Origin of the sequence: Mucilaginibacter sp. Mucisp86, assembly GCF_047324315.1 — a bacterium.
GTDB lineage: Bacteria > Bacteroidota > Bacteroidia > Sphingobacteriales > Sphingobacteriaceae > Mucilaginibacter.
In genome coordinates, this window is sequence record NZ_CP168503.1 from 3,978,775 (window position 1) to 4,000,126 (window position 21,352).

A 21,352-nucleotide genomic window follows, 5' to 3' on the forward strand; every position below is an offset into this window, starting at 1 on the left:
AAACCTTGTTGAAAAAGTGTTATTATTACGATGGTAAAATCTAATGTTGGGTTGAATTACATATAGCTGAAAACGAAGATTATGCATTTTGAAATGTTAAAAGAAAAATCGTCAATCATCAAGGTAATTGGTGTTGGCGGTGGTGGTGGTAACGCGGTAAACCATATGTACAGGCAAGGAATTACCGGTGTTGATTTTATAATATGCAACACTGATGCCCAGGCATTGGAGCTGAGCCCTATACCTAACAAGGTGCAATTAGGTGCCAGTTTAACTGAGGGCATGGGTGCAGGCTCAATACCCGAAGTTGGCAAAAATTCGGCTATTGAAAATATCGATGATATTAAACAGATGTTGGGCGTTAATACCAAAATGCTGTTCATTACAGCTGGTATGGGCGGTGGCACGGGTACCGGCGCAAGCCCTATCATTGCCAAGGCAGCGCGCGAAATGGATATATTAACGGTGGGTATCATAACCACACCTTTCTCTTTTGAAGGTAAACGCCGTAAAATGCAGGCCGACGCAGGTTTGGAAGAATTGCGTAAGTATGTCGATTCGTTCCTCGTGATCTCGAACGACAGGCTTCGCCAGATTTTTGGTAACCTTACCATGAGTTCGGCATTTGCACAAGCAGATAATATATTGACCACGGCTGCCAAAGGCATTGCCGAGATCATCACTTTACCGGGCTATATCAACGTCGACTTTAAAGATGTGCGCACGGTGATGAAGGATAGCGGTGTATCCATCATGGGCAGCTTTAGCGCCGATGGTGAAAACCGTGCCCTTAAAGCTGTTGAAGGTGCATTGGCATCGCCATTGTTGAAAGATAATGAGATTGAAGGCGCAAGGTATATCTTGCTGAACATCAGCTCGGGCCTTAAAGAGGTTACCATGGATGAGATCAGCGTGATTACTGATTACATCCAGGAAGAAGCCGGCTTAGCTGCCGACCTGATCTGGGGTAACTGTATAGATGAAAACCTGGGTGAGCAATTATCAGTAACTATCATTGCTACCGGTTTCCAAACTAAAGACGAGCGCGAGAAAGAGAACAGCAACAAGAAAATAGTTTCGATGCTGGTTCCTGAAGAGCCTCAGCAGGCCAAACCGGTAAACGAGTTTATCAAACCGGTAAAAGCTAATACCCCGGCCGAGCCTTATGCTAAAGCGCCTAAAGAGGATGCAAAACAGGCTGGTTTGTTTGATATGTTTGCCGGCAGCCGTCAGGAAGAACCTGCTGTAGTAAGGCATAGTCTGATGCAGGAGGAAGAAACTGAAGCTGATAACGAACCGGATACCGCTGGTTTTACTTTTAAAATGAGCGAACCTGTAAGCTACGAGCAGCCTGTGAGGGAACAGCCACGTATGCCCGAGCCTGAACCGGAACCAACTCCTGTGCCACAGGCGGTTGTTGGCGCTGATGATAACAAAACCAACGAATCGATTGAAGAGCAGTTGAAGAAATCGCGTGAGCGCATTATGAGACTGAAAGACCTGAGCATGAAACTGCGTACCGGCAATATCCAGGAGTTGGAGAATGTTCCGGCTTACAAACGTAAAGAGATAGCATTGCAGGACACCCCGGCATCTGACGAAAGCCAGATTTCACGTTTTTCCTTGATGCAGGATAACGAGGGCAACGTAGAGATCAGGAATAATAATTCGTACCTGCACGGAAACGCGGACTAAGAGAGTCGGGACTTTTTGAGTCAGGAAACAAGAAAGAATAGAAAAACCACAATAATTGAATGGGAGATCAACAAAGGAATTACATCTTAGCGTTGATCTCCTTTTTTTGTTTGAAGTCAGAAAAGCAACTGAAAAAACGTCATTGCGAGTAACCACCAGAGGAACCCTGAAAAAAACCGTGGTGACGTGCAAAATATGTTTTAGAGATGTTGTGCGGGGGCCGCGTTAGGGATTGCAGTGAAAAGCCCACAGCGTGTGCCGGGTTTGTGTGCGGGGAAAGCGAGGACTTGTAACGGAAAGCCCAGGCCGCAGGCAACGCCCATGTTATAAAATTGATTTTGAAAACATATCTAATAATCAACAACTTATAATAGCTTCATTATAAGGAACGAAGCAATCGCGAACTATACAAGGCGGACTTACAAATCGGGGATTGCTACGTTCCTCGCAATGACGGGTTGAGATTAGTTTTTATTTTCTTGGGTCTTGAATCTTGCCGTCTTGACTCTTAATTTATTGCTTCTTTTCTATAAGTTATAAGCTATTCTAAAAAGTTATAGCTATTGTTTAAAGGTGTTTTAACGGCTATATTTGCATTTAAATTTATAAAAACAATTCATTTTGGATTTATTTGATAAAATAACAAAAAGCTTGGGTGGGCCGATAGGTCAGCACCAAAAGTGGTCGCATGGTTATTTTTCTTTTCCTAAACTGGAAGGCGAAATTGGCCCACACATGCAGTTTAAGGGAAAAGAGCATTTGGTTTGGAGCCTGAACAACTACCTTGGCCTGGCTAACCACCCCGATGTAAGGCAAGCCGACGCGCAAGCCGCTGCTGATTATGGTATGGCTTATCCAATGGGCGCAAGGATGATGTCGGGAAACTCAATTCATCATGAAGAACTTGAGGACGGCTTAGCCAAATTCGTTGGTAAACAATCGGCCTTTTTGCTTAACTACGGTTACCAGGGTATGGTATCTATAATTGATGCCCTGGTTGATAGGAATGATGTTATTGTTTATGATGCCGAATCGCACGCTTGCATTATTGATGGCGTACGTTTACATATGGGTAAACGCTTTGTTTATCAGCACAATGATATCGAAAGCTGCGAAAAGCAACTGGAGCGTGCAACCCGTTTAACAGAACAAACCGGTGGTGGTATATTGCTTATTACCGAAGGGGTTTTTGGTATGTCGGGTGCGCAGGGTAAACTTAAAGCAGTTGCCGATCTTAAAAAGAAATTCAACTTCCGTTTATTGGTTGATGATGCTCACGGTTTTGGTACTATGGGTAAAACCGGTGCCGGTACGCATGAAGAGCAGGATTGTATGGATGAGGTGGATGTGTACTTTGCTACCTTCGCCAAGTCAATGGCCGGCATCGGTGCTTTTGTAGCTGCCGATCAGGATATCATCCATTATCTGCGTTATAATATGCGTTCGCAAACTTTTGCCAAGGCGTTACCAATGCCTATGGTTTTAGGTTTGAAAAAGCGTTTTGAAATGTTGAAAACCCAGCCCGAGCTTCGCGAAAAGTTATGGTTGATTGCCAATACTTTACAGGCAGGTTTAAAAGAGCGTGGCTTTGATCTGGGCGCTTCAAATACCATGGTTACCCCGGTATTTTTAAAAGGCGACTTATTTGAAGCAACGGCATTAACCCGCGATCTTCGTGAAAACTACGGTGTTTTTTGTTCGATAGTGGTTTACCCTGTAATTCCCAAAGGATTGATCGTACTAAGGTTGATCCCTACGGCATCACATAGTTTAGAGGATGTACAGCGTACTCTTGATGCTTATAGTGCAATAGGTGAAAAGCTGAAAGCCGGTTATTACAAAGAGAATAAGCTGGAGATTGCTTAATTACAAATAACGATATACTTAGAAGCCTCAGAGAGATCTGGGGCTTTTTTTGTGTTAATAATTATATTGTAGGGACGCATCTTTGCATCTCCTGTATGCAATTTACGGTTACAGGTCGGCCTGTCCTGTGGGAGACGCAATTATGCGTCTCTACATTTCAAAACCCCCGCCGTTGTTGGTGTTGTCACCAACAACTGTTTGAACCTTAGCGTATCCGTAATGTAATACCAAGAGCATGGCGTAGAGTTGTTGGTGACAACACCAACAACGGCGAGGGAATTTTTTGACCGTGTTATGTAATGCGATATTTTAAAATTCGTGTGATTCGATTTAATTCGAAAAATTAGTGAAAGTATTTCTTCAAAAACCTTGATAAAACGCTTTCTAAATTATTTTAGCAAGCTTTTTTGTTTAACTAAAACCCTTTTCTATTTTTACGCCTACCATATCAAAACCATGAAATTAACCAGACGACATTTTATAAAAATTAACAGCGTTGCAGCAGCCGGTATCGGTTTGGGTGTAACCCCTGTATTCGCCTCGGCTGTGGCCCCTGCCTTCGAAAGCCAACGCCCCAAACTGGCCGACCGTAAATTTACCAGTAAGGCTGTTGAGGCTATCATTAAAAAAGTTAAAGCCGATATTAAAGATCCTGAAGTTGCCTGGCTTTTTGAAAACTGCTATCCAAATACTTTAGATACCACGGTAAACTATTCTGAAAAAGATGGTAAACCGGATACGTTCGTGATCACAGGTGATATCAACGCAATGTGGATGCGCGATTCATCGGCACAGGTTTGGCCGTACCTGCCGCTTATTAAAAATGATCCGGCACTTAAAAAGCTGATCCAGGGTGTATTGAGCCGTCAGGCTAAATGTGTTATCATCGACCCTTATGCAAACGCTTTTAACGAAGGCCCAACCGGCAGTGAATGGGACAGCGACCGCACCACCATGAAACCTGAACTGCACGAGCGTAAATGGGAAATTGATTCACTTTGTTACCCTGTAAGGCTGGCTTATAACTATTGGAAAATAAGCGGCGATACCAGCTTTTTTGACGAGAACTGGCAGAAGGCAGGTAAGATCATCCTGGCTACCTTTAAAGAGCAACAACGTAAGGATGGCAAAGGTCCATACTTTTTCCAGCGTAAAACCGAAACACAGAGTGATACCGCGCCTAACAGGGGCTATGGCAACCCGATTAAACCAGTTGGTTTGATCTGCTCTATCTTCCGCCCATCGGATGATGCTACAATCTATCCATTCCTGATCCCGTCAAACTACTTCGCGGTAGCAAGCTTAAATCAAATGGCCGAAATGTACAGCATTATCGGTCATGATAACGCTACAGCTGATGCCTGCAAAGCATTAGCGGCAGAAGTTCAGGCGGCACTTAAGCAATACGCCGTTGGTCATCACCCACAATTTGGACAGGTAATTCCGTTTGAGGTGGATGGTTATGGCAATCAGTTATTCATGGATGATTCAAATGTGCCAAGCCTGCTGGCTTTGCCATATCTCGATTCGGTGAAGGTTGATGATCCATTATACCAAAGTACCCGTAAGTTTGTATTGAGCGATAGTAATCCTTACTACTTTAAAGGTACGGCTGCCGAAGGTATTGGCGGTCCGCACGTGGGTATTGGCTACATCTGGCCAATGGCAATTATTATGCGCGGCATTACTTCAACTGATAAAGCGGAGATTATACAGTGTATTAAATGGCTAAAAAGTACTCATGCTGGCACCGGTTTCATGCACGAATCATTCAATAAAGACGATGCCAAAGACTTTACCCGTAAATGGTTTGCATGGGCTAACACTTTGTTTGGCGAATTAATACTAAAAGTACACGAGCACTACCCGGATATACTACAACAGACTTTTTAAACCTATTGAATATGTAAATACTTAATAGTATTTAAAATACTGCGTTTAAGTTGTATGGTTTACTGTAAATATTATTTATGCTGATTTATGATTTGTATTTTAATTATTAATCAATCTTATTTTAAAATATAAGTTTTATTTAAACTTTTTAATAAAAAATAAGCAACGGTTAATAAATCAAAAGGGGCGAAAATGTGGAAAAAAACCACTGTTAAGGCCGTATTTTTTAGCTTCAAAAATTTTTAATTAGCAAAAAACATTTTAGCTTAGCTTTAATTAAAACAATAAACCTCAAAATTTAAAAGGAGTAATTAAATGAAAAAATTTACTGAAGTAAAAGAGCTTGTAGCAGCTTTAGAGGCCGACGCCGACAAATTCTACAATAAAGGAAACAGCGCTGCCGGTACACGTGTACGTAAAGGCATGCAGGATCTAAAAAACCTGGCACAGGCTATCCGCCTTGAGGTTCAGGAAGCTAAGAATAAAGAAGCTTAGTAAGATTTTATCATCTTATTCCAATAAAAAACCCGGTTCATGGACCGGGTTTTTTATTTTATGGGTTTTAAAAACCTTTGTCATGCTGAGCGATAGCGAAGCATCTTCTTCGATAAGCAGAGAGGTTATACAAAGCTGAGAAGATGCTTCGTTCCTCAGCATGACAACAGTTTTGAGTTTGGCATGGGTTGAAACGAAGCAAAGAATACTTCTGCCTTTATACCTTCTTTAAGCTTTTACTGCTACCGGAGCCAGCTTTTTAAGCTCGGCTGCAATAGCGTCAGCTGTTTTTTTGCTTACCTGTACTAATGGTAACCTTACAGTGTCGCCACAGATACCTAATTGCTTTAGTGCGGTTTTAACACCGGCCGGGCTGCCTTCAGTAAACATTAAGCGGGTAAATTCTATTAAATCGAAGTGCGCCGCATGTGCACCTTTATAATCGTTATTCAACAAAAGCCTAACCATGTCAGATAACTGGCGTGGTAAAGCATTACCAATAACTGATATGGCACCAACACCGCCTAAGGCCATCATTGGTAACGTAACCGGATCATCACCCGAGATAAACAGGAAATCCTCAGGTTTATCACGCATTAACTGGTTAAACAGGTCGAAATTGCCTGATGCCTCTTTGATGCCGATGATGTTTTTAAACTCTTTTGCCAGACGTACGGTTGTTTCTGCACTAACTGTGCTGCCTGTGCGGCTTGGTACATTATAAAGTATTATAGGCAATTTTGCGTTTTGTGCAATTGCTTTATAATGCTGATATATACCCTCCTGGGTAGGCTTGTTATAATGCGGGCTTGCCGAAAGTATAGCATCGTAGCCGTTAATATCAAACGATTTTATTTGCTCAACAACTTCATGAGTATTATTACCGCCTATACCAGCTACCAGACCAACACGCTTATTTACCACTTCGGCAGTGAAAGCCCAAACTTGCTTTCGCTCATCCTCGCTCAATGTGGCGCTTTCGCCGGTTGTACCTAACGATACCAGGTATTCCACCCCGCCATCAATCAAATGTTCAATCAGGTTTCTCAACCCATCATAGTCAATTTGACCATCCGCATGAAAAGGGGTCACCATAGCTACCCCTGTTCCGTAAAATATATTCATGAGTAAAATTAAAAGGATGCTAATATAGTGATTAGAGATTGGAGATTAGCGGTTTGTTAGAGGATTATTTTTTGAAAAAGTGCCTTGGTTGAGTTTAAAGTTAGATTTTGGGGCTGAAAGGAAGTTTATATGATTAGTTGAAGGCAATGGATTATTTTAAGTACATTAAAAAATACATAACTTGCACTATGGAAAAACTCTCTATTGTTGACCAACTTTTAACACGCATTGACAACATTCATGAATTGGGGCGTCAGCGTGCTTTTGAATTGGGTAACCCTTTTTATGCAAAGTATGAAGGTAACGGTGATTATTATACCAAAGAGTTACCATCAGGGGAGCGATACCTGGTTAAGGTGGAAATAGTAACAGACCAAGACGAATTTCCAATCGAAATTAAAGACACAATAATAAAGCGGATTGTTTCATAGGTAAATGAAGAAATCTCAACTGATATTTATTGCCGGATGTAATGCTGCAGGAAAATCAAGTTTTATCCGTACCCGAATCAGCGAGCTTGACGGTTTTGAGATTATTATGACCGATGTTTATAAAGGAAGAGTAAAAGAGGTTTTTAATAATGCAGTTAAGAACGGCAAAAACATTATTCTTGAAACGGTATTTAATGATAGTAGCTTCAAAGACCTTGTTGACCATGCCCGAAATGAGGGGTATGATTCTTCTTTGATAGCGCTCTTTTTAGACACTCCTCAACATTCAATAGAAAGAGTTGCTTTTAGGACAGTTGAGCAAAGTGGATTAATGATTAGTAATGGTAACATCCGGATCAATTTTAATGAAAGCTTTAAAAATATTGCCACTTATTTTTTCTACTTCGATCGGACAGATTTAATTTATACAGGAGTAACAGGTAGAAATACAAAGATCATGAGTTTTGAGAAGTCAGTATTAGTATACTATAAAGCAACGAATTTGCTTTACCCTCAAAAAATTGCACAATACGCCTATTTAAATCAAAGAATGAATAAAGACGCTTTTGATTTGATAACTGCTAACGAAGATTTTGAAAGATAATATATAAGTAATCTCCGTCTGTCGCAAGTGTTATGCCCTTGATTGTGCGTGGCCCACTTGTGACTTTTTCAGGACAATAATATTTCAAATCCGAAATCGAACATCCTAATTTCAAGAATCAATAATGGCGTTGCCTGCGGCCCAGGCTTTCCGCTCATACTGCACCGGCCTTAACCACATTGGCGGGTATCCGCTGCAATCCTTAACGCAAAAATCTCAAAAAAATAAAACAAAGCATTTCAAAACGCATTAGCCTTTAGCCTTTCTTCAAATAACCCCAAACAACGATCCGCCTTTTTCGCCCAATTTGTCCACTTTTTTTTCAACCTCAGCTACCCGTTCAAGCACAGGCGCGTGATGTGGTTTTATCCGGGCATCAATAATCAGCGGACCTTTACAGCCCCAGTGTTTATGTTCGGTAAAGCTGCCCACACCGTAAATATCGTGCGAAGGGTTGCTGCGTGTAAAGGTTATCCATACAAAATTGTTGATAGTTTGAGCAGCGAAACCGGCATCATCGCAAAGCACTATGAGTGGCAGGCCACTTAGGTCTTCATCCTGTAAATGATATTCGATAATGCTGATAATGTTATCGATATCCTTGTGATTTACGTGTTTGGGTATCTCAACCATTAACACGCCCGGCATGGCCATTTTGTAGCCGCTAATAGGGCGGGGGAGGTTGAACCAATCGGGGAGCTCTGTCCAAAGTTCGCGTTTAATATCACCGGCAACGGTAACAGCTAATTTACTGCCCGAGTTTAGGCCTTCACCGCTATAATCGAGTGTATCGATGGTGGTGTTGGTATGGAAATGAAGGTCGCGGGTAAGGTCAACTCTTTGCAGGATATGTTTCAGGAATCCGCCAATATCGTTTACATTAAGTTTGGGATCATCCTCCTGCGCGGCAATGAACAGGTATTTGGCAAGGCTTAACTGACCTTTGCCCAATATATGGTTGGCTATGGTAACGATTTCCTGTGGCTTGCGCTCTTTAAGATAGGGGGTGTAACGCTCGCTGCCAACAGCAAAAAGAAGTGGATGCACACCAGCGGCATCAACGGCGTTAACGGCATGCAAACCTGGAATTTCTTTAGGAATAGCCGATCCCGTAATTTCATGGATCAATGCTCCAAAACTGGTATCTTCCTGAGGCGGGCGGCCAACCACAGTGAACGACCAGATAGCATCCTTACGATGATACACATTATGCACCTTCATCAGCGGGAAGGGATGTACCAGGCTATAATAACCCAAATGGTCACCAAAGGGGCCTTCCGGTTTGTTTTCGTGCGGCATCACAGTGCCGGTGATCACAAAATCAGCATCGGCCGAAATGCAAAAACCTTCGTTATCATAAAAATAACGGAAACGACGGTTGCCTAATGCGCCGGCGAATGTCATCTCAGATAAGCCTTCGGGTAGGGGCATGACGGCAGCCACTGGGTGAGCCGGCGGGCCGCCCACAAAGATGCTTACTTTTAACGGTTGCCCTTTGGCATTGGCTTTAGTTTGGTGTACACCAATACCCCGGTGAATTTGGTAATGTAAACCAATCTCCTGGTTTTGGATATAATCATTACCGGCCAGTTGAATGCGGTACATGCCCAGGTTGGCGCTCATAATGCCGGGTTTATCCGCATCCTCAGTGTAAACCTGTGGCATGGTAACAAACGGACCGCCATCCATAGGCCAGTTCACAATTTGCGGAATATCGCTGATATTGCATTTGCCAAATTTGATTGGTGCACCTGTGCCGCCTTTCATAGGTAATGCCGAAAGGGCGGTTAAACCAACACCTGCATATTTAAAAGGGTTTTTTATGGCTTTTATCGGGTCGTTTTTAATATCAACCAACACCTTGATCTTTTCGAGTGTATCCCTGAATATGAATCTCGACCTCTCGAGTGTTCCAAACAGGTTTGATACCGCGGGAAATTTACTGCCTTTTACATTCTCAAACAGTATAGCAGGCCCTTCGTTTTCAAATACACGTAAATGTATTGCGGCCATTTGCAGATGAGGATCAACCTGTTCTTTGATACGAACCAGGTGGCCATTTTTTTCGAGATCGGTAATGCAGGCTTGTAAACTTGAGTAACCCATGAGGCGAAATTAAGAAATTAGTTCATTGAGGCATTCATTTCATTGTCATCAGGATATTTACATACAGTATTACAAACGGTAATGGGCGATTAATATAAGCAATGGCTTGTAGCACCAATTATCTAATAATAAAATCCTTACTTTAGCCATCAAATATCAATTGCCCCTATGTCGGTAACAGTACTTACGCTTATTATACTTGTTGGGTCGTATTTGGCGGGTTTATTAGGCTCGTTAACGGGTTTAGGCGGAGGGGTTGTTATTATCCCTTTACTTACAATTTTGCTTGGGGTTAATATCCAGTACGCTATTGGCGCTTCACTAATCTCGGTTATCGCGACATCTTCGGGCTCGGCAGCTGCTTACGTTAAAGAGGGTATTACCAATATCAGGCTGGGTATGTTCCTGGAGATAGCCACTACGGCAGGTGCCATGGTTGGTGCATTGATAGCTGTTTATATCCCCACAAATTTTATAGCTGTTTTATTTGGGGTGATCCTGATCCTATCGGCCGTAATGTCATTAAAAAAGAAGGCAGAACATATTCATCAGCAAAAAAGCATATTGGCCGAAAAGTTAAAACTGAATGGCAGTTTTCCAACGCCTGCCGGAGAAGTTGCGTATTCAGTAAGAAATGTAGGCGGGGGCTTCTTTATGATGCTTTTTGCCGGAGTGATATCGGGCCTGCTTGGCATAGGTTCGGGCGCGTTAAAAGTTTTGGCAATGGATGGTATTATGCGGATCCCTTTCAAGGTATCAACCACTACCAGTAATTTTATGATAGGGGTTACAGCAGCAGCGAGCGCAGTGGTTTACCTGCAAAGAGGATATATTGACCCTGGACTTTCCATGCCGGTTGCCATAGGTGTTTTATTAGGTGCCTTAAGCGGATCCAAGATATTGGTACATACCTCATCATCGGGATGGTTGCGCGTAGTTTTTGCCGTGGTGGTTACGTTTTTGGCGTCGCAAATGATATATAAAGGAATTACAGGAACTATATAGTTCATTGGTTCATTTGTTCACTGGTTCATTGGTCTTTTCTGAAGTATAGAATGACAGATTTAATGAATGCCTTTTGAACTATGCCACCAATAAACTAATGAACAAGTGAACTAATGAACAAATTCAAAGATACCGATATGCAGGCCGTAATAGGCTGGATACTGCGCGCTGGAGTGCTGGTATCAATGAGTGTTATTTTTATTGGCGGTGTTATTTACCTGTACAGGCATGGGCAAACTCATGTTGATTACAGCAAGTTTGTTGGTGTGCCTGATTTTGTGAGTAATCCGGGTGGTATTATACAGGGGATATTTACTTTACGCGGCAGAGCTATTATACAGGCCGGGATAGTTTTGCTGGTAGCTACGCCGGTTATCAGGGTGGTATTTTCGGCTATTGGCTTCATTATGGAAAAGGATTTCCTGTACACGGCAATTACGATGCTTGTGCTGTTTATTATTTTAGCCAGTATGATAAGCGGCCACGCAGGATAATATTTTTTTAAACCTTTTTGTATTTAATATAGTATTTATAATAAATGCAAAGGCGCGCAGTACAATCATCGGCTTTAAGCAGTGTTGGCTATGACCAGGACGCCCGTATCCTTGAACTTGAGTTTCGGGAAAATGGTGGTGTATGGCAGTACTTCGGTTTTCCTTTATCTACCTACAAAAAATTTATTAACGCCGAATCACTGGGGAACTTCTTTGTTACCCGTATAAAAGGCAAATATCCCGAACTGAAAGTCAGGTATGCCCACCATTAATTTCCGGTGCGGCGGCGCTCGTCATCATTACCTGTATTGCGCTTATTGGCCGATTTAACCGTGCTTTTGCCAAAGCGATAACTAAAATTAAGCCTCACGATGCGTGTATCGCGCTTATTTACCTCCGAAAGATCGATGTTTTGATAGCTGGCATGATTACGTCCCCGGTCGGTATTAAATACGTCGTTAAGGGTTAATTTAATAGTGGCCCGCTTATCTAATATTTGTTTGCTGACACCCGCATTTACCGAATAGCTGGCTTTGAGCTCATTGATGCCATAAATAGTTGGGGTTTCATACCTGCCTGATATTTCGCCAAGTAATGTACTGGTGATGGTAAAGTTTTGTGTACTGCCGAAAATAATATCCTGTTTGCCCCTGTTGAAATCGCCGTTTTGTGGGTAAGCTTTATAACGAACATAAATAGCATCAAGGTTAAAACTGGCCGACCACCATTTGGTAAATTGAACCGGTGCATAAAATGAAGCACCGTAAACAAAGATCTGTCCAAAGTTTTTTCGGTAGGTTACATTGACCTTGGTAGAGTCGTTTTGATAATAAACCGGGAAATCATAAGCGTTATTGGTAACGGTATAATATAACTCGGTTGAAAAAGTTTGATCGTAAGTATGGGAGATTTGTATGGTGTTAGTGTATTCGGGCTTTAGCTGCGGGTTGCCGGCGCGGTAGTCATACAGATCGGTATAGTATAAAAAGGGATTGATATCCTCATAAAGTGGCCTGTGAATGCCACGGTTGTAGCTTATGCCAATGATGTTCTTTTTATCGGCCTCATAACTTACTTGTGCCTGCGGAAAAAGGTTAAAATAATTATAGGTGTTTACATCGGGGGTGTTGTCATATAGCCCCCACGACTTGCCATTTGCGTGGGTATTTTCGGCTCGTATGCCTGCCGTAATATCCCACTTGCCTATCTTATTAACGTAGTTGATATAACCCGCACTTACCGCTTCTGTATAAAGAAACCTGTTGCTGAAATTTTCATCTGCCTGGTATACATTATTTACTTTCGGGCCAAAAACAAGGTTGTTGTTGCTGCTGGCCTTGTTATATTTAATGCCTGCTTCCAATCGTGAGGTTTTATTCAGTGGATTAACGAAATCAATTTTTGATGTCCAGATGTGGATATCTGATGGCGAAAGGTTTTCCAAATCAAGGTCATCGCGATAGGTATCACCTGCCGGCGTAAAAAAGCTATTGGTAATAAACTCATTTGAGTGGCGGTGGTAAGTTGAATAGTTTCCATCTACCGAGATACTTCTACCACTTTTATCCAGCACCGCGTTATAATTGATATTATAGTTTAAATAACTGCTGCCCCTGTCGAGATTTGAACGGGCCCTGATGATCGAATCCAGTTTACTCTGGTTTTTGATATACAGGTCATTGTGCTTTGTAAAGTCGTCTTCCCTGATGATGCCGCTTACCTGGAAGCCTATGGTTTGTTTTGGGGTGATGGTATAATCGGCACCAATTTTAAAATTGTGGTTAGTGGTTTTTTGGATATTGTTGTAATCAACATCGTAATTGCTCAGGATATCGTTATAAGTGATATTTCGGTTAGTCGTGATAGTGCGTGTGCCTTTGTTATTATCGTAAGTGTAGTTTCCAAAGATATTGAGCTTACTGGTGCGGTTATTGAAAACAATGCCTGCAGTGCTTTTATAATATTTACCATAACCAGCCATTGCAGTAACTGTACCGTTGGTACCCAGGTTTTTTCCCTTTTTTAAGATAATGTTAATGATACCTCCGCCCGATGCATCATATTTGGCCGACGGGCTGCTGATCATTTCAACCTGGTCAATAGTACTGCTTTGCATGCTGCGGAGTAAACTGGTAAGGTCGTCGCCTGTAAGGTTGGTAGGTTTGCCGTCGATTGTTATTAATGCAGCCTGCCTGCCGTTAATACTCAAAGTTTCATTGCTGTTAACCCTTACCCCCGGCGATTGCCTCAGGATATCAAAAGCCGAATTACCCTCGGCCAGGATGCTGTTTTGTATACTTAATACAATTTTGCCGGGTTTCACCTCTATGTATGGTTTTCGGGCAACTACTTTAACCTCCTGCAGTTGATTGTCCGAAAGTTTTAAAACAATATCACTGACAGTTATTTTTTGGCCTGCTACAATATTGTATGGGCCGGCATAAACTTTTACGTATCCTATTTTACTGATAAGTACTAAGTAGCTATCAGGCCGCAGCCCTGTAAATTCAAACTGGCCGTTTTTATTTACCAGGCTTGATTTTAATACAGACGAGTCGGTAGCAGTGAGTAATACGGCGGTAGCGGCCTCGGCCGGCTGGCTATTTTCGGTTAAAACTTTACCTTGTATTATTGAAGGTTTTGTTTGGGCAAATGAAAAACAATACATTCCTGTCAGGAATGCAAAAAATAAGCCTGCTGTTAAAACCCTCATTAATTAGTAGATGTAGAAGTTTGCTATAGTTTAAAAGATTATAAAATGTAACGCAATATAATACAATATATATAAAACTATATGTATTGTATTGGTATTTTAACGATATAATATAAAACAATGTTGCAACATTAGTATGGATTAAGCCACGTAAAAGGTTTTACATTGTTACAATTAAATATTGTTTGCCAAAACTCATGCAATGGCATAAATAAACAAAACAACATGATTTTTTCTTTATTTTCGGCCTCAATACATCATCGCATTGTATATTGACCATTATAACATGAAAAAACTGTATCTGTTTATATTAATTACCTGTTTTGCAGGGAAATTGTTTGCTCAAACGCCGCCTGCCAATTACGCCACGGCTTTAAATAAGTTTAAGCAACTATATAACAACAATCAACCGGATAGTGTGTACAGCATGTTTGGCCCCGAAATGATGAAAGCCCTTTCACAGGTTGATTTTAAAAGCACAACTGTGCAGTTAAAAACACAATTAGGTTCATTGCTACAGGCTGATTTAGTAAGCTACGAAACACCCATTGCGCATTATAAAGCAGTATTTCAAAAAGGGATGTTTTTATTAAACCTTTCATTAAATGCAGATAATAAATTTACAGGCCTGTCATTAACACCATATAAAGCAGAAAATGCCACTACAGCGTCAGCTCCGGCAGCAGGTACAACCATAGCTACCGATCCTTCTTTGGTTGAGTCGCCTGTAACTGTTAAAACTTTGCTGGGCTCAATATCCGGGACATTGGCTATGCCGAAGGATGCTAACGGGAAAATTCCGTTGGTATTGATCATTGCAGGCTCAGGCCCTACAGATAGGGATGGCAATAGTCCTAAACTTGGACTTCATGCCAATGTTTATAAAATGATAGCTAACGAGCTGGGTAAAAAAGGAATAGCTACCTTGCGTTACGATAAACGCCTGGTTGGGCAAAGCACCACGTCTATTAAAGAAAACGAAATAAGGTTTGAAGATTACGTAGAAGATGCTGCTGCTTTGCTTAACATGCTTTCGTCAGATGAGCGTTTTTCACGGATAGTTATTCTGGGACATAGCGAAGGTTCGTTGGTGGGCATGATGGCTTCGCTTGATGAGCCGATAAAAGGGTTTATATCTGTTGCCGGTGCGGGAGATTCGGCCGATAAGATCCTCACCGAGCAAATGAAATCCCAGCCCGCTTTTATTTCGGATGGATTTAACCGGATGCTTGATAGTTTAAAACGCGGTAAAACAACTGACAATATTGATCCTGCATTATATTTTATAGCAAGGCCGAGTATTCAAAAATATTTGATGTCATGGTTCAGGTACAACCCTCAGCGCGAGATCAGGAAAGTAAAAGCGCCGATACTGATCATCCAGGGAACCACAGATCTGCAGGTAACCGTTGGTGACGCCGAGAAGCTGAAGAAAGCAAAATCAGATGCTATACTTGACATTATCCCCAACATGAACCACGTGCTTAAAGAAGCCCCGGTAGATAAGGAAAAGAACAAGGCCACTTACAACGAGCCCGATTTACCGCTGAAGCCGGAGTTTGTTACTGCGGTAACTAATTTTGTGCTCAAAACAACGAGATAGCGAATTAAAAATCATGTCATTGCGAGGAACAACCAGGGAGACCCGGAAAAAACCGTAATGACCTGCAAAATGTGTTTTAGAGATGGCGTGCTGGGCCGCGTTAGGGATGGGAGCGGATACCGGCCTGTGGCTAAGGCCCGTGTAGTATGAGCGTACAGCCCGGGCCGCAGGCAACGCCCATGTTATAACACTTGTTAAAAACACACCTAATAATCAATAACTTAGAATTACGTCATTATAAGCGATAGCGTGGCAATCGCACGGAAGCATATCCGCCCTGTACGGTATGCGATTGCTTCGTCGTTCCTCCTCGCAATGACATGTGATAATTATCTCACCAGGCCCCCAATAACCTCCTGATCACAATGATCTCGGCTACATGGTAAGCATTATGATCAGCTGCCTGTAATGCTTCACGAAGGATGGTTTGTCCATCGCCATGAGGGATCTTTTTATAGATATCCTCGCTTTTCACCAGCTTTATCAGCTCCTCCAGGTCATTATTAATTTGCTTAATGCTATTATCCCAGGCTTCATCATTTTGGGGTGCAAGCTCTTTTGGCCAGTAATCATCGGGCCAGTTGGGTGACTCGTGACTGCCATCTTTGCTAAACTCCAGCATATCCCACTGAGCTATGCGGATATGTTCAACCAACTGCCAAATGGTATAGGGTAACTTATCAACTTTAACCCCGCGAAGATGGGGCGGTAAACCATCGAGCGCTTTTTTAAGATCGGCGTGGGCATTGCCGCCCTGCAGCAAATGCACAATTTCATCAATTAAAACGTTGTGTTCGTTATTCATAAGTAAATTCAAATTATAACGGCTATTCTCGCACCCCCTTTAGGGGGCCGGGGGCTTAAAGTAACAAATTCGTCGCCGGTTTGATTTATTTGGCTTAAATGTTTTAAGTTTATACTTCATTGTAAAATCCATCAATTGTGATCAGAAATATATTCTTAAAATTAGCACTTGCCGTTGTTTTGTTTATAGTAGCCTTTACGGGCTGTAAAAAAGATGGGGGCAGCGGTACGGGGCCGCTACTGGGTAAAGATGATGAGGCGTTCATTAAATATGAGAATACGTTCCTGGATAATTTCTGGAAGCTAAACCCAGATTGGGCTACATCGGCAGGGTATCATAAATATGATAGCCTAATGGTACTTCCTAACGAACAAAGCCGTGATAAACTGGTAACCTTTGCCAAATACCAGGTTGATTCATTGAGCCGTTTTGAAGTGAATACCCTGTCTGAAGCTAATAAGATAGATTACAAGATCCTGCAAAACCAGCTTGAATACCTGCAATGGCAGGTGCGCCAGTTAAAACAGTACGAGTGGGACCCATCGTCATACAATGTTATCGGCACTTTCGCTTATATTTTGAATGAGCATTATGAGCCTTTGCCTAAACGCCTGCGCCATTTTTATCAGCGTATGTCGTTTATTCCGCAATACTATAAAGATGCCCAAAAGCAGATCAAAAATCCGGTGGTGGAGCTTACCAGTTTGGCTATTGAGCAAAACCTGGGTGGGCTTGATGTGATAGAAAAGGACTTTGCCGATTCGCTTAAGAAAACCAATATCCCTAAAGCCGAGCAAAAATTAATGACCGATAGGGCAGCTCAAAGCGTTGTTGCCATTAAAGCTTATACCGACTGGCTTAAAGCGTTGAAAAACGATCATCCAAGAAGTTTCAGGCTGGGTAAGGATTTATATGAGGATAAGTTTAAATACGAAATTGTAGCCACCAACACTGCCGAGAAAATTTACAATGCTGCCGTTGAACGTAAGAAATATATTCACCGTGAAATGGCCAAGATCAGCAAACAGCTTTGGCAGAAATACTTTGGTAAACAGGCTGCACCGGCCGATAGCTTGCAAATGATAAGCCAGCTGATAGATACCATATCAACAAAACACGTTAAGCCCGAAGAATTTCAATCGTCAATTGAGCAGATCATACCTAAGCTTAATGCTTTTGTTAAGGCTAAAGACCTGTTAACGCTCGATCCGTCAAAACCATTGATCATCCGTAAGGAGCCCGGTTATATGGCAGGTGTAGCGGGCGCATCCATGAGCGGCCCCGGCCCTTATGATAAAAATGGCAATTCGTACTATAATGTAGGTAGCCTGGCCGGCTGGAGCAAGGAAAAGGCCGAAAGTTACCTGCGCGAATACAATAATTATATTCTGCAGATCCTGAGCATTCATGAGGCCGTGCCCGGTCATTATGTGCAGGGCGTTTACTCCAACAAAGCACCAAGCATTATCAAAGCTGTATTTGGCAATGGTGCTATGGCCGAAGGCTGGGCAGTATACACCGAGCAAATGATGCTGGAGAACGGTTTTGGCAATAACGAGCCCGAAATGATGCTGATGTGGTACAAATGGAACCTGCGTTCGGTATGTAATACCATTTTAGATTACAGTGTGCACAGCGGTAGCATGACCAAAGATGAAGCTATTAAACTGCTAACCCGCGAAGCTTTCCAGCAACAAGCCGAGGCTGATGGCAAATGGAAACGTGTTAGTGTAACCAGTGTTCAGCTTACCAGTTATTACACGGGTTACAAAGAGATCATTGATTTAAGGGATGCCTATAAGATAAAAATGGGCGATAAGTATAAGCTGAAAGAGTTTAACGAAAAGTTTTTGAGCTACGGCAGCGCTCCGGTTAAGTTCATAAGGGAAGCCATGCTGGCCAAAACCAGCGGAAATTAATTGATAGTCCACGGGGATAAACTCATGGACTATGAACCATGAGTTTATTTCCCATGAACTATCAAAATCTTTTTATCAACAGCTTACGCGTAATGAATTTTTATCTGATGCTCAAGTTGAGCCATGACATTTTTTCTGAGCTTACCTTTGTAGCAGGTACAACAGCCTTCATTTAATTTAAGTTCGGCAATTATTTTACCCTGGTCAACCACGCGGAATTTTCCTGCTTCATTGGGTAAAACGGCTACAATACGTTCATCTTCCCCGGCAAAATTGATAAGCACATGAAACTGGTGCTGCGGCATAAATGCTATCTGCTGTAACATGAAAACCTCTCCTTTCGTTATTAGGTGTGTCAAAAAAACAAAGAGTCGTGTGTAGTATAAAGTTAACGAAATTAATTTCAAATAATTGTTAGGAATTTTTAGTTTTTTGAGAAAAATATTATAATATATTTAGCGCTTATCTATCTTAGGCCATGAAGAAAATTTTGTTCGCCGTTGTGCTGGTTATCCTATCAGCCGCAAGCTATGCCCAAAAGGTAAAACCGGTTTTAAAACTAATAAAAGGCAATACTTATTACCTGGCTACCACAGCTCACTCTGTTGTTAAGCAAACCATAAACGGGCAGCTAAATAGTATTGATATGACCATCAATGGTAAAATATCGTTCAAGGTATTAAATGCCGATGATTCCCTTTACTACATGGAAGTTAACTATACTAAAGTTGGCATGCAAATGCAGTTGCCTAACGGTAATGTAGCTTTTAATTCTGATGATAAAGATACTACCAATATTATGGCCAGGATAATGTCGGGTATAACCAATAAACCGTTTACGGCAACCCTAACCAAAAGCGGCAGGATCAGGTCGATAGAGAACGCCGAAAGTATGATCACATCCATGATAGATGGTTTTAAAGAAGTTCCGGCCGAAAAGAAAGAACAGTTAAAAAACCAGTTGAGCCAGTCGTTTGGTTCAGGGGCGCTTAAGAGCAATCTTGAAATGGCTATGTCCGTCCTGCCGGAGGTGCCGGTTTCAAAAAATGATAAGTGGACAATAAATAACAACTTGCAGGGAGCAATGAGCGCAAAAATGGTTTCGGTTTATCAGTTGATGGATATAACGCCGAAAAGCTTTGTGATCCACGGAAATGCCACCATAGAAACTGATAATACAGCCGATTATAAGATAGTTAGTAATTTGCCAATGAAGTATAACATGAAGGGCACCATGGTGTCGGATGTTGTTGTCGACAGGGCTACCGGCTGGATCTCAAGTTCAAAGGTTAAACAAAGCATCGACGGCAGTGTAGCTATAAAAGATAGTCCACAGGTACCAGGCGGTGTAACCTTCCCTATGAGTGTTACAAGCGAGACCTCAACCACCGATCATTAATTAAATGCACATAAACAAAAATCCCTGCCATGCCGGCGGGGATTTTTGTTTATGTGGGTTGGGTATTATAATATCCAAACCCCTTCAAGATAAACCTTATACCGTTGGGGTTGGAACTCGCCGAAGGCAAAAACATACACAGTATTGCCTTTTTGGGCATAGTAAAGCCTGAGCCTGTCGCTGCCTTGATATAGGTTCAAAAAGCCGCCGTCTGTTTTAAAACCCGCGGTTTCAACAATGCTTTTAAAATCGTTGGTGCCGATAACATCAGCTAATTTTTCGAAGTTATTATTGGCAAAATCATCAAACTTTACCTCACCTTGAGGCAGGTTAAAGGTTTTGGCGAACAAGGTATCATCGGTATTATCAAACAGCAGTGCTCTTGCTATCTCGTATTTTTTGATCATAAAAAGTATATTAAAAACAAATGCCGGTTTAATGGCTGCATAAAGCCTTACCATCAAGCCGACATTATAAATAAGCGATATTTTATTTTATTGTTTTTCTTCTTCTATATAACCTTGTTGTTTAAGATCATTGATAGGGTATGGTACTTCATACTGGATACCTAAACCGGGTTTGCCAAACCATGGGATGATCTTGCCTTCACGTACTTTAGGGATAGGTTTCAGGATCTTGTAAATTTTATATGGCTTGCTAAGGGTATTATCCGGCAAAGCGCGCATAGGGAAAGGTACACCTTTTGGCGATACAAAGGTACCTTTATCTTGAAAAGCACCCGAAGCATCGGTATAACCGCCATAACGGTCAATAAGCACACCTTTTTTAAGGGTAATGATGATCAGGTTTACTGCGCCGCGATTTGGAGGCCAGCCACCGTTAAGATTGTTTGCAGTGAAAAATTTTTCAAGCGCATCCCATTTCTCAGTTTTCCAGAGCAACCAGGCCGAATCGGCAAGTGCTTTTTTGCTGCTGGTGTCGGCAAAGTCGGCTACCGAGCTTTTAAAGTCGTCGTAAGTAATGCCGCGTACGGGCATGTGGTGCGCCTTTGCAGCATGGTGTGGTTTGGTTTGGGCCGTTGCCAGGAAAGGCATCAGCCATACGGAAAGGATCAGCAATTTTAGTGTTTTCATTCGATGTAGTTTTTGGTGAGATAAAGCTAACATGAGTAACGCGTTTATGAAAGGGATTTATCATATTTATTTTATTCATATTATAATATGAAATATCAAAGGGTG

At 41.9% G+C, this 21,352-nt stretch carries 20 protein-coding genes; 12 read left to right on the forward strand and 8 right to left on the reverse strand.

Going from position 1 to position 21,352, the window contains the following annotated elements; translation table 11 throughout:
- Positions 1 to 81 precede the first annotated feature (81 nt).
- The 4 genes from ftsZ (at position 82) to ACEN9X_RS16935 (ending at position 5,949) form a co-directional block, all read left to right on the forward strand.
- Positions 82 to 1,695, forward strand: a complete 1,614-nt coding sequence (ftsZ, locus tag ACEN9X_RS16920; protein ID WP_413666251.1) for a cell division protein FtsZ — start codon at positions 82 to 84, stop codon at positions 1,693 to 1,695.
- A 621-nt stretch (positions 1,696 to 2,316) separates the two neighbouring features.
- The gene (locus tag ACEN9X_RS16925) at positions 2,317 to 3,561 is read left to right on the forward strand and encodes an aminotransferase class I/II-fold pyridoxal phosphate-dependent enzyme (RefSeq protein ID WP_413666252.1); all 1,245 of its coding nucleotides are present in this window, start codon (positions 2,317 to 2,319) and stop codon (positions 3,559 to 3,561) included.
- Between the two features lie 456 nt (positions 3,562 to 4,017).
- Positions 4,018 to 5,454, forward strand: coding sequence for a glycoside hydrolase family 125 protein (locus ACEN9X_RS16930; protein ID WP_413666253.1), 1,437 nt, complete (start codon positions 4,018 to 4,020; stop codon positions 5,452 to 5,454).
- A 315-nt stretch (positions 5,455 to 5,769) separates the two neighbouring features.
- Positions 5,770 to 5,949 (forward strand): histone H1, encoded by a 180-nt coding sequence (locus ACEN9X_RS16935; protein WP_090529881.1) that lies wholly within the window; start codon positions 5,770 to 5,772, stop codon positions 5,947 to 5,949.
- 15 nt (positions 5,950 to 5,964) lie between these two features.
- Here ACEN9X_RS16935 and ACEN9X_RS16940 read toward each other — a convergent pair whose 3' ends face one another.
- Positions 5,965 to 6,111 (reverse strand): hypothetical protein, encoded by a 147-nt coding sequence (locus ACEN9X_RS16940; protein ID WP_413666254.1) that lies wholly within the window; start codon positions 6,109 to 6,111, stop codon positions 5,965 to 5,967.
- Positions 6,112 to 6,177: 66 nt separating this feature from the next.
- Positions 6,178 to 7,074 (reverse strand): 4-hydroxy-tetrahydrodipicolinate synthase, encoded by an 897-nt coding sequence (gene dapA / locus ACEN9X_RS16945; RefSeq protein ID WP_413666255.1) that lies wholly within the window; start codon positions 7,072 to 7,074, stop codon positions 6,178 to 6,180.
- 188 nt (positions 7,075 to 7,262) lie between these two features.
- On the opposite strand from dapA, the gene ACEN9X_RS16950 reads away from it, so the two are divergent.
- On the forward strand, positions 7,263 to 7,505 hold the full coding sequence (locus tag ACEN9X_RS16950) for a hypothetical protein (protein WP_413666256.1): 243 nt from the start codon (positions 7,263 to 7,265) through the stop codon (positions 7,503 to 7,505).
- 4 nt (positions 7,506 to 7,509) lie between these two features.
- On the forward strand, positions 7,510 to 8,109 hold the full coding sequence (locus tag ACEN9X_RS16955) for a zeta toxin family protein (protein ID WP_413666257.1): 600 nt from the start codon (positions 7,510 to 7,512) through the stop codon (positions 8,107 to 8,109).
- 267 nt (positions 8,110 to 8,376) lie between these two features.
- On the opposite strand, the gene ACEN9X_RS16960 is transcribed toward ACEN9X_RS16955, so the two are convergent.
- Positions 8,377 to 10,215, reverse strand: coding sequence for a UbiD family decarboxylase (locus ACEN9X_RS16960; protein ID WP_413666258.1), 1,839 nt, complete (start codon positions 10,213 to 10,215; stop codon positions 8,377 to 8,379).
- Between the two features lie 168 nt (positions 10,216 to 10,383).
- Here ACEN9X_RS16960 and ACEN9X_RS16965 point away from each other — a divergent pair, with 168 nt between their 5' ends.
- The 3 genes from ACEN9X_RS16965 to ACEN9X_RS16975 all read left to right on the forward strand — a co-directional run bounded on the left by ACEN9X_RS16965 (position 10,384) and on the right by ACEN9X_RS16975 (position 11,986).
- Positions 10,384 to 11,220 (forward strand): sulfite exporter TauE/SafE family protein, encoded by an 837-nt coding sequence (locus ACEN9X_RS16965; protein WP_110585481.1) that lies wholly within the window; start codon positions 10,384 to 10,386, stop codon positions 11,218 to 11,220.
- Between the two features lie 113 nt (positions 11,221 to 11,333).
- Complete coding sequence (locus ACEN9X_RS16970; protein ID WP_413666259.1) at positions 11,334 to 11,714, forward strand: DUF1634 domain-containing protein; 381 nt, start codon at positions 11,334 to 11,336, stop codon at positions 11,712 to 11,714.
- A 44-nt stretch (positions 11,715 to 11,758) separates the two neighbouring features.
- Positions 11,759 to 11,986: a KTSC domain-containing protein gene (locus tag ACEN9X_RS16975; RefSeq protein ID WP_413666260.1), complete on the forward strand. Its 228-nt coding sequence runs from the start codon at positions 11,759 to 11,761 to the stop codon at positions 11,984 to 11,986.
- Here ACEN9X_RS16975 and ACEN9X_RS16980 read toward each other — a convergent pair.
- A complete protein-coding gene (locus ACEN9X_RS16980; protein ID WP_413666261.1) occupies positions 11,983 to 14,427 on the reverse strand; it encodes an outer membrane beta-barrel protein in 2,445 nt (814 codons plus the stop codon). The genes ACEN9X_RS16975 and ACEN9X_RS16980 overlap by 4 nt on opposite strands.
- Positions 14,428 to 14,713: 286 nt before the next feature.
- Here ACEN9X_RS16980 and ACEN9X_RS16985 point away from each other — a divergent pair, with 286 nt between their 5' ends.
- Positions 14,714 to 16,030 carry an alpha/beta fold hydrolase gene (locus tag ACEN9X_RS16985; protein ID WP_413666262.1) on the forward strand — a complete coding sequence of 439 codons (1,317 nt, stop codon included), beginning with the start codon at positions 14,714 to 14,716 and terminating at the stop codon, positions 16,028 to 16,030.
- Positions 16,031 to 16,364: 334 nt separating this feature from the next.
- Here ACEN9X_RS16985 and ACEN9X_RS16990 read toward each other — a convergent pair whose 3' ends face one another.
- On the reverse strand, positions 16,365 to 16,835 hold the full coding sequence (locus ACEN9X_RS16990) for a DinB family protein (RefSeq protein WP_413666263.1): 471 nt from the start codon (positions 16,833 to 16,835) through the stop codon (positions 16,365 to 16,367).
- A gap of 137 nt (positions 16,836 to 16,972) precedes the next feature.
- On the opposite strand from ACEN9X_RS16990, the gene ACEN9X_RS16995 reads away from it, so the two are divergent.
- On the forward strand, positions 16,973 to 18,754 hold the full coding sequence (locus ACEN9X_RS16995; RefSeq protein ID WP_413666264.1) for a DUF885 domain-containing protein: 1,782 nt from the start codon (positions 16,973 to 16,975) through the stop codon (positions 18,752 to 18,754).
- An 83-nt stretch (positions 18,755 to 18,837) separates the two neighbouring features.
- On the opposite strand, the gene ACEN9X_RS17000 is transcribed toward ACEN9X_RS16995, so the two are convergent.
- Entirely contained in the window at positions 18,838 to 19,080 is a 243-nt protein-coding gene (locus tag ACEN9X_RS17000; protein WP_091213400.1) for a hypothetical protein, read from the reverse strand.
- A gap of 152 nt (positions 19,081 to 19,232) precedes the next feature.
- On the opposite strand from ACEN9X_RS17000, the gene ACEN9X_RS17005 reads away from it, so the two are divergent.
- Positions 19,233 to 20,153, forward strand: a complete 921-nt coding sequence (locus tag ACEN9X_RS17005) for a DUF6263 family protein (RefSeq protein ID WP_413666265.1) — start codon at positions 19,233 to 19,235, stop codon at positions 20,151 to 20,153.
- A gap of 65 nt (positions 20,154 to 20,218) precedes the next feature.
- On the opposite strand, the gene ACEN9X_RS17010 is transcribed toward ACEN9X_RS17005, so the two are convergent.
- Positions 20,219 to 20,560 (reverse strand): hypothetical protein, encoded by a 342-nt coding sequence (locus ACEN9X_RS17010; protein WP_413666266.1) that lies wholly within the window; start codon positions 20,558 to 20,560, stop codon positions 20,219 to 20,221.
- An 87-nt stretch (positions 20,561 to 20,647) separates the two neighbouring features.
- Positions 20,648 to 21,247: a TNT domain-containing protein gene (locus ACEN9X_RS17015; RefSeq protein ID WP_413666267.1), complete on the reverse strand. Its 600-nt coding sequence runs from the start codon at positions 21,245 to 21,247 to the stop codon at positions 20,648 to 20,650.
- Positions 21,248 to 21,352 lie beyond the last annotated feature (105 nt).